General features: G+C 68.5%; 9 protein-coding genes. 1 reads left to right on the forward strand and 8 read right to left on the reverse strand.

Translation table 11 applies throughout. The features are described 5' to 3' along the window. Nucleotides 1-33 precede the first annotated feature (33 nt). From LK06_RS35010 to LK06_RS01855, 6 genes are all read right to left on the reverse strand, one after another. Nucleotides 34-195, reverse strand: a complete 162-nt coding sequence (locus LK06_RS35010) for a hypothetical protein (RefSeq protein WP_324618348.1) — start codon at nucleotides 193-195, stop codon at nucleotides 34-36. Between the two features lie 95 nt (nucleotides 196-290). Continuing rightward, nucleotides 291-797, reverse strand: coding sequence for a tetratricopeptide repeat protein (locus LK06_RS35015; RefSeq protein WP_308355298.1), 507 nt, complete (start codon nucleotides 795-797; stop codon nucleotides 291-293). Nucleotides 798-892: 95 nt separating this feature from the next. Beyond that, nucleotides 893-1,402 carry a DUF4916 domain-containing protein gene (locus LK06_RS01840; RefSeq protein WP_159025261.1) on the reverse strand — a complete coding sequence of 170 codons (510 nt, stop codon included), beginning with the start codon at nucleotides 1,400-1,402 and terminating at the stop codon, nucleotides 893-895. A gap of 45 nt (nucleotides 1,403-1,447) precedes the next feature. Then, on the reverse strand, nucleotides 1,448-2,470 hold the full coding sequence (locus tag LK06_RS01845; protein WP_159025262.1) for a hypothetical protein: 1,023 nt from the start codon (nucleotides 2,468-2,470) through the stop codon (nucleotides 1,448-1,450). Between the two features lie 353 nt (nucleotides 2,471-2,823). Beyond that, on the reverse strand, nucleotides 2,824-3,027 hold the full coding sequence (locus LK06_RS01850; RefSeq protein WP_043405283.1) for a DUF397 domain-containing protein: 204 nt from the start codon (nucleotides 3,025-3,027) through the stop codon (nucleotides 2,824-2,826). Continuing rightward, entirely contained in the window at nucleotides 3,024-3,854 is an 831-nt protein-coding gene (locus tag LK06_RS01855) for a helix-turn-helix domain-containing protein (RefSeq protein ID WP_043435467.1), read from the reverse strand. The genes LK06_RS01850 and LK06_RS01855 overlap by 4 nt, the downstream gene beginning before the upstream one ends. Nucleotides 3,855-4,030: 176 nt before the next feature. Between LK06_RS01855 and LK06_RS01860 the strand changes: the two genes are divergently transcribed. Further along, a complete protein-coding gene (locus LK06_RS01860) occupies nucleotides 4,031-4,648 on the forward strand; it encodes an ATP-binding protein (protein ID WP_234367329.1) in 618 nt (205 codons plus the stop codon). On the opposite strand, the gene pglX is transcribed toward LK06_RS01860, so the two are convergent. Both pglX and pglW read right to left on the reverse strand, forming a co-directional pair. Further along, the gene (gene pglX / locus LK06_RS01865; protein WP_043435472.1) at nucleotides 4,575-8,183 is read right to left on the reverse strand and encodes a BREX-2 system adenine-specific DNA-methyltransferase PglX; all 3,609 of its coding nucleotides are present in this window, start codon (nucleotides 8,181-8,183) and stop codon (nucleotides 4,575-4,577) included. The genes LK06_RS01860 and pglX overlap by 74 nt on opposite strands. Next, nucleotides 8,180-12,877: a BREX system serine/threonine kinase PglW gene (pglW, locus tag LK06_RS01870; RefSeq protein WP_043435474.1), complete on the reverse strand. Its 4,698-nt coding sequence runs from the start codon at nucleotides 12,875-12,877 to the stop codon at nucleotides 8,180-8,182. Before pglW ends, pglX begins: the two co-directional genes overlap by 4 nt. Nucleotides 12,878-13,155: the final 278 nt, after the last annotated feature.

A 13,155-nucleotide genomic window follows, 5' to 3' on the forward strand; every position in this document is an offset into this window, starting at 1 on the left:
GCCAGGCGGCTGGGGCGGGCGCCATCGACCCGATCAGTACTCGTCCAGCAGCTGACGGCTGGCGACCGTGAAGGGGTGCTCGGGACCCAGGCCGCGCTCCCGCCGTGCCACGACATCGGTCATCAGCTCGATCCCCGTATCCACGTGGCCGAGCGCGGACCGGGTCCGGGAGAGGAGCTGTCGGGCCGCGAGCACGATCGGGTACTCGGCCCGAAGCGCCGCACGTACGCTTGCGCGACCCGCCGCATCTCCTCGTCGGCTTCTTCGAAGCGGCCCAGGAGGTACAGCGCTCAGGCGTGGTTGTGTCCGGCGCCCAGCGTCACCGTGTGATCGGGGCCGAGGAGCCGGGCGCATTCCGACGGCAGCGAGAGCAGCGCGCCGCCTTCTTCGGTGACCACCTCGGAGGCGGGCAGCGTCTCCAGCAGACTGGCACGGGACCGCAGGGTCAGCGGGTGCGCAGGGCCCAGTGCCGCTCGCCGGCCGGTGACGGCGGCCCGGAGGAGTGCGAGCGATTCCTCACGTCTGCCGAGGTTTCCCAGCACGAGCTGAAGGCCGTAGCCGCTGTCCAAGGTGTCGGGGTCGCCGGCCCCGAACAGACTCTCCTGGAGGGCACGCACACTGCGGAGCGACGACTCGGCTTCGGCGTACCTGCCCAGTCGGAACAGCGCCCGGCCGGCCCTGGAACGGGCAGCCAGTACCAGACGGTGATCCGCGCCAAGCAGCGGCTGCGTGAGGTCCGCCGCGGTACGGGAGGTCTCCCAGGCCGAGGGGTAGTCGCCGGTGCGGTGCAGGGCCACCGACAGCCGCGTCGCGACGGCCAGGGCCTCGGCCAGGGTCGACGGATCGCCTCAGGCATCGGCACCCGCAGCCCGCGCTGCTCCGGATGATGAACTCACCGCCACGAGCTCAGCAGTTTGCTGACCACGCGGTCCTGGCCGAAGCCGAATTCCCTCGCGGATGGAAGCGCGTCCACCCGGAACCAGCGGAAGTCCAGCGCCTCGCCAGTGGGTTGGGGCACACCCGCGCACTCGGCGACGTGGCTCAGGGCCACCGCGTGCTTCCGGGGATCATGCAGCGCCTGCGGACGGCGATCCCGGAAGTACTCGGCCACCGAGCCCAGGCTCAGGGTCTCCTGAAAAAAGTGGAATCGTGGCCCCAGCGTCGTACGCAGGTGCCTGGCCAGGGCTTCCCCGATCGACTCGTCCAGGATGATCGCCCCTCCGACGAGGCACCAGCCCTGGCCCCCGTCGTAGGTGTCCCTGCGGATGAGGCCGACCTTCCGAACGGGTGAACGAGTGACAGGGAGCAGGTCGACGCAGACAATCGGCACCCGCGCCCGAATTGCCGCGTACTCGGCGTCCGGAATCCAGCGATCCCCTGCGCCGACGATGTCCTTCGTCAAAGGTATTTTCTCCTGTGCCGTGCTCAACATGTCGAGCAATGTCCGTCAGTCGGCATTCGTGTCTGACGCGAGCCATCGCTGTACGGTGTGACTCGCCTGGCGGCCGGCCTCCTGCCACTGCTGCGGGCTGTCCCCGATCACCACCGGCTTCTGAACGAGTTCTATACGACGGCCGCGGCTCCCGGCTTTCGGGTCGTGTTTTATGTCGCTTATGCGGAAGAGAGCCTGGAAGGAAGGGTTCTCGTGGCGGCCGGTGACGGCTGCGATCTCTTTGAGAAGGGCACGGTCTCTGAGGAGAAGGCTGAGGGCACGGGTACCGACACCGTGTGTCCCCGCGACGGAGACGAGACTGTGCCCCTGGGCGAACCCGTCGGCGGTCAGGAAGTTACGAAGCCGGGTCACCAGGAGGTAGTCCGTTCGCAGCCAACCGTCCTCCCCCAGTTCGGGAATGAACGCCCGGGACTCGGACTCGATGCGCCAGTTCGGCCGCGCGGTGGCGCCTCGGTCCTCCACGAACCGGCGTGCGAGAGCCCGCTCGGGAATCTGACTGCGATCCAATATCAGACGGAAGGGAAGATCCAGGGGTGGGGTGTCCAGAATCAGTGAGTCCTCGACATCCATAGCTTCCGTGTATCCGAAGATGAGCCGAGAGATGCCTTCCGAAGTCGGGCTCCCCACGAGTACCAGCGAATCATCCAGCCGGGCCTCGACGCGCGGCAGGATTTCCAGAGATCCCTGCCGGACCGCTTCCAGGTAGTCGTCGCCCGCTGCTGCGAGGAGGGCTCGTCGATTGTCCGGGTGGATTGATGCCGCGCCGTTGTACAGGGGGTGAACGTTGTCGTTCCGGTACACCGAGCCGTCACGCTGCTGGAAGCCGAGAAGCCGCTTGGCCTCCGCCACGTTCTTCCGGTCGGCGCGCGTGTCCTTCAACCAGCCCGCCGTCACCTTGAAGTCCTTGACCGCATGGCGCGTCATGCGGACTTTGGAGGCACCCGCGGCGGCTCCACTCGCAACTCCGGAAAGCACCGCGATGGTTGCATTGACATCTAACACAGAGCCCCCACCCATGAAGCAAGACGAAACAACGTTAGTTTATCTCGCAGCAAACGGGGTGAAAAGCCCCAGGCGCCCCGGTCATCCATCCTGTGCCGCTCGAAAATGCCTCTCGATGCTGTGGCCAGGGGCGATGACGTTCTCAGGTTCTCAGGCTGTGAGTCGGAGCATGGCTGTCGCGTGCTGGGGACGTGACCGGTAGTGATCGACTGCTGCACTTGACGTCCCGCAACGCCAGGACTGCTGAAGGTGCTGCGCACGACGGACCCCGACCATTGCTTCGTGGACGGCAGGGTGGGGTTCTGGCCTGCCAGGATAGATACAGGAACCCTGGGCAAGAACACACCTACCCAGGGGCCCCGTCCCTGTCAGAGGGCCGCGAACTCGATGAACGCGGTCCACGCCGTGGGGGCCACGGCGAGTGCGGCACGGGCAGTGTCCTTGGAGTCACGGACGTGGACCGTGCCGGGGCGGGCGGCGACCTCGACGCATTCGCCGCCTTCCTCACTGCTATAGCTGCTCTTGCGCCATGCCAACTCGTCTATGGGCGGCTGATGTACGTGCGCGTTCATGGCTCTCCCAGCAACTTCTCTACGTACGCCAATGATTCACGTGGAGTCAGGGCCTGCGCCCGGATGATTCCGTACTTGGCCTCCAGCGCACGGACCCGATCCCGCTCCGTCTGCAGTCGGCTCACGTTCTGTACCTCAACGTACGCGATCCTCCGCCCTTCCCTCGTTTCGATCAAGGTGAAGGGGCCAGCCATACCGGCGTTCTCCTCACGGTCGAGCGGCATCACCTGAATCTCGATGTTCCGCCGCTCCCCCGTCAGGAGGACGTGCTCAAGCTGGCCACGCAGGACTCCCCACCCTCCGATCGGACGCCGCAATACGGCCTCATCGATGACGAAGCTGGCGAGCGGTGCAGCACGGCCGCCCAAAATCTCCTGCCGGGCCAGGCGCGCGGACACTCGCTGTTCAATCAGTTCGTCATCCATGGGCGGCCTCATCATCATGAAGATGGCTCGGGCGTACTCCTCTGTCTGCAAGAGCCCGGGCACTGCCTGGTTCGCGTACACATGAAGCTCAACCGCCTCGGCCTCCAACCTGGCCGCGTCCCGGAAGAACGCCGGATACTGAGCCCGAGCCACCTCCTCCTTGCTCGCACTCAACACCCCGCCCCCTCCCAGCACTTCATCCGCCCGGTCGATGAACTTGGGCGGTGGAATGCGCCTCCCCTGCTCGAACGACGCGATCGTCGAGGCGGAGTATCCGGTCAGTGACCCGAACTTCGCGCGGTCCATCCCCGCCCGCTCCCGGAACAGCTTCATCTGCCTCCCGAACACGCACAGCATGCCCGTCCCGACCTCGTACTCCGACTGCTGAACCTCGTCGTCCACGCCGCAGCTCCTCCCGTACGACCATCGCAGTCACCGGACTCCGCCCGCCCAACGCACGACCCGGGAACCGGTCACGCCCGACGCCGCCTACAAGAGCACCGCCCACGTGTACAGCCCGCACCCGTCAGCACGTCGCTCCTGTTCAACGCTACGCAGAGTCCGCAACCGTTGACCGCATGAAGTCAGCAACTCCCCCGAACGGGCACGTGCCCCAGCATTCCGCAACCGAACGTGAGTTCGCCATGCGCTTCACCTCGACCCCACGTGGTGCCCGTCTCGCCCGCCGACTCGTTTCGCACCGCCTGAACGACTGGGGCCACCCCTACACGACCCCGGCCAACGAGACGCTCACCCTCATCACGGCTGAACTCAGCGCCAACGCGGTACGCCACGGCCACGTCGCCGGCCGGGACTTTCGTGTTCAACTCACCCTGGCCGAGGACACCTTCCGCATTGAGGTGACCGACACCCGCGCCGAGAAGCAGCCCTCACTCATTCCCCCGACCCCCGACTCCGTATCCGAGTCCGGCCGGGGCCTCCTTCTCGTCGCCGCCCTCGCGGACGACTGGGGCGTCGCCCCTCGCCCAGCCGCCCCCGGCAAGACCGTATGGGCGGAGGTACGTCTACCGACCGGCGACCATCCGCACGCCCACCCGGTGGCGGCTCCTCATCTGGCAGATTCAGCACCGACGTACGGACATGGCACCGAAGCCACTGCGGCTACTTCTTCGCGGCAGCGCGTCGGCCTCGGGTCGCGGCCGGGGGTCGCCAGTTACGGAGATCGTCGTCGGTGAGCCCGTGCTCGCCCTGCTTCTGCTGGCGGTAGCCGGCGAAGAAGTCCGCCGGGGAGCCGCTGTAGAGCATGTCGAACTCGTTGTGCCACTGACCCAGCCACGGCTGGAGTTCCAGCAGGCCGGCGAGGAACGGCGTGATCTCCTCGGTGGACAGCGCGGTGTTGGTGAAGTACGTGGCGAGGGCCTGCGCCTGCTCCCGGTGGTCCCAGCCTGCCCACCCGTACAACTCGGGGGTGGCGGCGTTGGTCTGTCCGTAGGAGACGAACCGCTCCTTCGGCACGTCGAGCTTGCCGCGCGCCCTCCAGTAGGAGGGGCGGAGGAAGTCGGCCGAGGTGTACTTCGGCGGCACCGGGATGGAGTCCCGGATCTTCCGCTTGGCGGGCTCGTCCGGCGCGGCGTCCTCCTTGCGCTGGAGGTCCCACACCTCTTCCCAGTCGGCTCGCTTCTTCAGCCCGGAGGGCTTGTAGCGCAGGGCGGAGAGGAACGGCACGTGCTCGTCGGTGATCAGCTCGGCGACGACCTTCGCCAGCTCCTTGCGGGGCGCGTAGAGCTTGGCGACGGAGACGAAGTCCTCGTCCCGCGAGAGCGCGTCGGTGAGGCGGGCCAGGGTGAGGATGGCAGGCTGACCGTTCTCGTCGAACCAGAGCTCGCGGTTCTCCATCCGGTCGAGCAACCAGGAGCGCAGCGCCTTGTCCTGGAGCGCGTCCCAACCCTCAGTGGCCCAACGGCGCTTGTATTCGGGGCGCTCAACCATGCCGATCGCACGGTTCGACTCGATCGCGTCGATCCGCTTCTGCACGATCTCCCGGTAGGGGGCGGGCCAGTGGCCGGGGATCTCCGTGACGGGCGTGGAGCCGTGCCGCTTGAACCACTCGTCACTGGCTTCGCCTGCGGCGACGCGGCGCGCGAGGACGATTTCGAAAGCGCGCTCACCGAGTGCGAGCTCGGGGATATCGGGGGCGTCGGGGTCCTCGGAAACGCGGAGATCTTCGGGGTGGAGGTCGTAGAGGGAGTAGACCTGCCAGTCGAGTTCCTCTTGGAGGGCGATCATGCGGGCGTGGATGGACCGCCAGGCACCGCGGGCTTCCCGGAGGATGACGGTGGCGGGGGTGGTGACCTCGGCCACTGCGGTGGGAGTGGTGGAGCTGAGTTGCTGGGCGAGGGTGTCGAGAGCGGTGGTGAGAGCAGCAGGATAGGCAGCAGGGAGGGGGAACTCCTGGAGCTTAGTGCCGGTGAACTCGTAAAACCTCTCCCAAATCTGGGACTTATACCCTTCGTTGACCCCCTGGCTGCCCTTGTCGTGGCTCACCATTTTGAGCCAGAAGCCAGCAGTGGAGCTGTTGAGCAGCCCAAGCAACCGAAGGTGTTCCTCCTCACTCGCCCCCTCCCGCAGCTTGATCACCGGAGCAGTGCGAATGAACCCGCTTCGATCACGGCGCAGAGTGAACTGGTTGTGTGTAGCAACGAAGGAAAATGCGATGAGGAAGGGGGACCAATAGCGCCTACCATTGAAACTGGAAAACTCGAACCATGTCAGGCCCTGCTCCTCTTGCGTGCCAGAAAGGGCTCTGCGCCGCCGAAGAAGCACACGGTTGCGCCAAAGTAGCCGCTGAGTAGCAGCATCAATCTGCGCTGCCCGCGTCGCGTCATCATAGGGAAACACAGTACCAATGCCGTCCTGAACACCCCACTCCCTGACGGACGCACCCCCATAAAACCATCGAATGGAACTAGGCGGAACACCCAATCGCCGCGCGGCAGTTGCACCGATCAAATAGGCGTCATCTTCTCGGGTTACAGCACAGAACCCAACACTCTCCGCTTCGGACGAGAGTTTGGCCACCTGCGCGCCCTCAATTTGAGCGTTCAACTCCAGGCCACCGTCAGTCAAAATCCACGGCTGGCGCGCAAAGTACCGCATCCGGTCAAGATCGCCCACCGATACCCACTGACTCACCGAACCTGGCTTGTCGATCTGCCCGGCGATCGCCTGCCAGACCAACCCCTCTTCGGCCTTATCTGGGGCAGACGGTTCCCCTTGCACACTGCGGACCGTACGAATCGTCGTCGACCGGCCGGTTCCGGAACGGCGCTTGCCGATCAGGATGACCGTCGGCGTGCCGTGCCCAGGGATGTAGGCGCCAGAAGTATCGATGACCTCAGTGAGTTCGACTTCGTGGGTGAAGTAGTTCTCGATGAGCTTGGTGCCGAACTCCCGCTTCATGAATGAGTTCGCGGTGATCTGACCGACCATGCCATACCCATGGCCCTCTGTATCGCCGCGCTTGGCCAACTCAAAGAATCGTTGAGCGAAAGGCACCGATAGCGCGTACTGCATAGCACAGGCGTTGTACAGGCTCTTGTACAGCGCGTTCAGTTTCTTGTCTTTCACCGTGATGTACGGTGGATTCCCGACCACCACGTGATAACGCCCCTGCTGCAAGATCCCGGGGTGCGCATGCACATCCTCGGTGGCGTACGCGAAGGAGGCCAGCGGGTCGTCCTCCTCCTCATCCCCGCCCAGCGTCAACTCCAGCTGCCGCGCTTTGATGAGCGAGTCCCCCACCGCCAGATGCATCGGCCACTCGTACTTAGCTGCCTCCCCCAGCGTCCGCACTCCACTAGCCGCCATAGCCGCGACCAGCAACCGGAACCGGGCAATGGCCACCGCGAACGGGTTGATGTCCACCCCGTGCACCGAGTCCAGCGCAGCCCGCACCCGCTCGTGCACATCACGTCCCGGCTGACCCTCCCCCCACAGCCGCACCAGCCGCCGAAACGCCCCCAGTACGAAGTGCCCCGATCCGCAGGTGGGGTCGATCATCTTCAGTTCCTCGTACCCGAACTCCCGCACCGCGGGATTCATCGTCCGGTCGAGGATGAACTCCTCCACGAACTCCGGTGTCTGGAGCAGCGCGTACGTCTTCCGGGCGGCCTCGCTCAGGTCCTGGTACAGGTCGCCCAGGAACCGCGTGTCCCAGCCCTCCGTGCCGTCCTCGTTCAGCGGGTCGGTGAAGTCGTGGACGAGGACACCCGCCTCGTCCCGTCCCCGCCAGAACTCGACCAACTCCCGTGCACCGTCGTGCGAGAGCGGGATCTGGTACAGCGGGTTGTGCCGTTTGTCGAAGAGCAGCCGGCCCGCCTGCCCCAGGCCCAGCTCGTCGAACGCCTTCTCCAGCCAGCCCCGGTACGTCGGATCGTCGTCCGACTCCACGTAGGCGTCGTACCGCGACTCCGCCAGTTCCCGCCGGTCACCGTCCGGCCCCGTCAGGTACGGCTCGGGGATCAGCCGGTTGTCCTCGCAGAACCGTACGAACACAGTTCCCAGCACCCAGGCCACCGCGACCTGCGTGACGCGCTCGTCCAGCCACGAGTTCCAGGTGGCCGCCGTACGCCCCAGCTTGCGCGCGCGCTCGTACTCGGCCCTGAGCCGCGTGCCGACCTCGTCCAGTGCCCCCACCTGTCGCCCGAGGTCGGCCTCGACCGCCTTGACCTGCTGCTTCAGGTCGTCCAACAGAGCCTTGCGGTCGATCACTTCGCGTCTCCCTCGACAACGCTTGCCACACCCTCACCGGAACCGCGGTGGGCGTTGCCCACCCACGTGTCCGGAAGCTGGATCCACTCCCCCAGGCCGGCCTGGTACGGCACGGCCACCTGCCCGAGCCGGGGCTCGCGCGAGGGGTCGGCCTGCGGGACGAGGAGCCACAGCCCCCGCCCGCCCCGACGGGCCGCCGACGCCAGCCGGTCCAGGACGCCCATCGCGTCGTACCGCGCGAACACGCCAGCCTCCGTCAGCAGAACGGGCCCCGCTGCCGGACCGCTGTCGTTGCCCAGCAGTTCCGCGATCCGGGGCTCGACCGCGCCCCACGCCGTCCGCGCGTACTCCGCGAACCGCACGGCGCCCTTCGAGCCCGGCTCGGCGGCGTCGGCCTTGAGTAGGGTCTCCCAAGTCGGTTTGGTGCCCGGCGTGACCTGCGCGTGCAGGGCGTCAAGGAACAGCTCCGTCACCGACAACGCGGCCACGCCCAACCGATCGGCGCCCAGTTCGCGCACCGCGTCCCGTGTCAGGTGCTGCCGTACAGTCAGTACCCGATACCCGTCCCGGCGGGCCGATGCCAGCAGTCGCTCCTCCGCGCGCACCGCGCCCGCGAGTTGCGGGTCGTCGGCGTAGCGCGTCACCGCACCCGTACGCGTCGACTGCCGCCACGCACCCGTCGTGAGGTAGCTGGACGCGTCCTCGATCCGCGTCGGCAGGTACCGCAGCGTGCCCGTGTCCTCGCGCGTGTTGAGCGACAGTTCGAAGCCCGCGTCGCGCAGGGCCTTGGTGAGCGGGCCACCCGTCGGCAGTGCGTGGACGGTGCCGCCCCGACCGTCCGGGACGACCAGCTCGGGGAAGCGTGCGCGTACCCGCTCGTGCACGTCGTCACCGGTCAGGCCGGGCTGACGGCCTTCCGGCACGCCCGGAATCCAGCGGACGAGTCCGGCCTGGGTCAGGCGCAACGCCCGGACGAGGGACAGGTCGCGCGGGTAGATCTCCAGGCGCGGGGTGGCGGCGGCGTTCACCGATGCCGCAGCCGCCAGCTCCACCATGCGCCGCTCGTCCCAGTCGACCGCGCCGGGCGGTACCGTCAGCGCGCCCAGTTCGGCCAGGACGGTCGCGGCCGTCGGCAGGGTGTCCAGCCTGGCGAGCCGGTCAGCCGTCTTGCCGAGACGGGTCGCGTATTCCAGCAGGCCGGGCGCGGTCGGGGTGTCCGGGCCGTCGTCCTCTCGTACGTCGAGGGCGAGCAGGCCGGCGCCGAGGGACTCGTCGGTCGCCTTGCGGTTGGCCTGGTGCTGGAACTCGGCTTCCTGCGGAAGTAGTTGCTCGGCCTCGACCACGGCCCGTACAGCGGCCAGCGCCATCGCGCGCCGCTGCTCGCGCCCGGCGAGGTGGGTGCCGCGCCGGATGGCGAGCGCATCGGCGATCTCCACCGCCGACGCGACCCGCCCCATGCTCACCATCAGTTCGACGATCTCCTCGCGCAGGGCGTGGACGGCGGGCTCCGCCTTCCAGCGCTTGCGCTCCTCCTTGAGCATCTGCGGGATGCGGCCGTGGCTCAGGCCGAGCGCGTCGGCCACGTCCTTCTGCTTCGGCCAGACGCCGATGCCGGGCAGCGCACCGTGCTCGTCGGGCAGGCGCAGCAGCAGCCGGACCATCTCCGCCTTGTTGCGGTTGGAGCCGTTGTTGTTGACGGCGGGCACGAAGACGGTGGCGAGGGTGTCGAGGCTGACGGAGCGCAGCGTGCGCGGGGGCAGCGTGCCGGCCGAGTCGCCCGTCGCGAGCTGGCCGGCCACGGCCGACTCGGCGGCGGTGAGTTGCTCCAGCTCCTCCTTGGCCTCCGCCCGGCCCTTGGCCGTGAGCGGGGAGACCGGCGTCGCGCGCAGCCGCTCGCCCCACTCCCGCTGGCGCTGCTGGACCTCGTTGCGGGTCTTGGCGCCGAGGCCGGGGGCGTTGACGAGCTTGCGGCGGCTGTAGTCCAGGAGTTCGCCGACCGTGGTGATGCCCAGGCCGTAGAGGAAGGACTGGGCGGCGGGGGTGAGGCCGGAGACGGTCAGCGGGGTGTCCCCGGAGACGTCGGCGGCGAGACGGTCGCGCTGCTGCTCGGCGGTCTCCGGCTCGGCGTCCGCGATGCCCACGGAGGGAGCGCTCGGCGCGGACGACCCCTGCCCGGTGGGCGGGGCGGTCGGGTGGCGGGTGCGGTGGCTGGAGGGGACGGTCTGCGAGGCGTCGAGGAAGACCTTGCGCCAGGCGTCCCGCATCGGCTTGAGCTCGGGGTACCGCTTGCCCGCGTCGCGGTGCAGGGCCTTCTGGAAGAAGGCGACGAGCCCGTCCCGGACGGCCGGGTCGAAGGCCTCGGCCGCGATGGTCGGGTACGGCCACTCCTTGGCGTCGGTCATGCGGGGCAGCAGGCTGCCGTCGCCCCACCTGGGCAACTCACCGGAGGCCATCTGGTGCAGGGTGACGGCGACGGCGTACCGCTCGGCGTGCGAGTCGTACGAGCCGCGTGTGATGACGTCGACGAAGGGGTCGAGGTAGCCGTCGGTGCCCGCGTCGGTCTTGTTCGCCGGGTAGCCGGCGAGGGAGAAGTCGATGAGGACGAGTTCGCGGGTGCGGTTGGGGCGGATGCGGATGGCGATGTTGTCCGGCTTGATGTCGCGGTGCCAGACCCCCTCGCCCTCCAGGAAGTCGACGGCTCCGAACAGGTAGTCGCCGTAGGCCTCCAACTGGTCGACCTGGAGGCGGCCGTTCTCGCGGAGCTGGCGGGCGACGGTCTCCTCGCGGCGGCGGGGGCGGGGGGTGCCCTCGGTGGCCGTGCCCTGGCCGGTGTCGTCCCGTTCGTCGCCGACGTACTCCAGGACCAGGACGGTACGGCCGCCGATGTGCTGCGGCTCGGGTTCGACGAGGCGGATGATGCGGGAGTCGGGGCGCAGGCGGCCCATGGCCTCGGCCTCGCGGACCAGGATCTCGCCGCGGCTGTCGGAGAGGGCGACCTTCAGCACCGCCAGCGGGCGGGTCTTGTGGGCCTCGGCCTGCAGGTCGCGGACGAGGAAGGCGCGGCTGGTGGAGCCGGTGCCGAGGCGGCGGCGGATCTCCCAGCGGCCGGCGAGCACGTCACCGGCGACGGCCTCCAGCGGGTCCTTCTCGGAGGGAGCCGCCCCGGCATCGCCCTCGCCCTGTCCGTCGGAGGCGGCGGCCTCGGTGGCGGGGGCGGTGAGGGAGTCCTCGACGACTTCCAGCAGTTCCAGGAACTCGTCGACGCTGGAGAGGCGTTGTCCGGGGCGGTAGGCGGTGGCGGCCTGCACCAGCTCGTCCACGTCCTCCGACAGGCCGTCCACCAGGGAGCTGGGGCGCAGGCCCTCCCCCGCTTCCAGGCGGGCCAGCAGTTCGGCCTGGCTGGCGGCCGGGGCCTTTCCGGTGACCAGGAGGTAGGTGAGGACGCCGAGGCCGTAGACGTCGAGGTAGACCGGGTCGGGGTGGAGGGCGGTGAGTTCGGGGGCGAGGTAGGGGTCGGCGTCCTCACCCAGGTGCATGGAGGACAGGGCCGTCGGCGCGAACCGGGTGACGCCCTGGGAGGAGTCAGCGCTGCGCTGGGTGGCGATCTGCCAGTCGGAGATCTGGAGCCGTGGGGCGAGCCAGGCGGCCTCCTCGCCGACGGCCCGGCCCTTCCGGCCGCGCGGGCGGGGGACGACGTGCACGGAGCGGGCGGCGAGCGCCCGGTGGTGGATGCGGCTGGAGTGCGCGGAGCGCATGGTCTCGGCGAGCTGGCGGACCAGCGCCATCCGGCCGAGGATGTCCAGCTTCTCACCGTACTGGACCAGGAACTCGTCCAGCTTCAGGGTGTCCGGGTGGTAGTCGAAGATCAGCGCGGGGCCGGCGGCGTGGCCGGAGGGGAAGTACTGCTTGAGTTCGACGGCGCCCGGGTGCTTGAAGCGGCCGAGCACCGCTGCCTCGCGCCGGGCGGCGTTCTCGACGGACTGCCTCAGCGAGGCGTCCGAGCCGCGCTCGCTGAGGTAGATGCGGACCCGGGCGGCCTCGGGCAGGTCGCTGTGGCGGGCGAGGTAGTCGGCCCAGGTGGGTCCGGAGTCGAAGGACTTCCGCTCCAGCTCGTACGGGCCGACCTTGTACTGCGCCTCGCTCTTGCGGATGCCGACCTTCTTCAGGGCCGCGGCGATCTCGCGGGAGCCGATCGCGGTGATGCGGCGGCGTTCGTCACGCGGGGGCTGCTGGAGCATGTCGACCAGCTGGGCGACGGTGTACACGCCGTTCTGGTCGTGGGCGGGCAGGCGTACGCGGAGGCCGTTGTCCGTGAAGCAGACGGCCTCGGCGACCCAGACCCGCTTGCCGCCGGTCTGCGCGAGGAGCCCGGCCAGTTCCTTGGCCTTCTTGTTGACCAGGTGCAGCGGATTGCCGTGCGTGCGGCGGCGTCCGCGGGGCGTGGTCTGGACCCAGGTGCCGTTCTCCGAGGTGAGCGAGCCGTGCCAGTCCTTGAGCTCGATCATGCAGACGCCGCCGGGGGCGACGACCAGGAGGTCGACCTCGCGGACATGGCCCGTGTGCGCGGTGAAGGTGAAGTTCGACCAGGCGCGCCAGGGGTCGGAGTCCGGCAGCTTCGCGCGGATCGCTTCCAGGCCGCGGCGTTCGTGATCGAACTCGGACTCGGTGACCGTGACCCACCGGCCTTCCCGCATGCCTGTTCCCCGCTTCTCGTCTCCCGCAAGGGTCGCCGTTCCCCGCGGTCAGACCCAGATGGCAGATCCTAGTGCCTGTCTCTGACACGGGAAGAGACGTTGGAACACGGGATACCGGCTCGCTGCTCAGGCGGCGGGGATTCTTTCGCTCAGGCGTCGTCGACGAGCCACTCGATGCGGTTGCGCTGGACGCCCGCCCCCTCGGTCGCCTCGCGGTCGCGGCCCCACTCCTGTGCCAGGAGGGTCTGGCGCGCCCGGTCACGGTCTTCCGCCGCAGC

This window comes from Streptomyces pluripotens (assembly GCF_000802245.2).
Taxonomy (GTDB): domain Bacteria; phylum Actinomycetota; class Actinomycetes; order Streptomycetales; family Streptomycetaceae; genus Streptomyces; species Streptomyces pluripotens.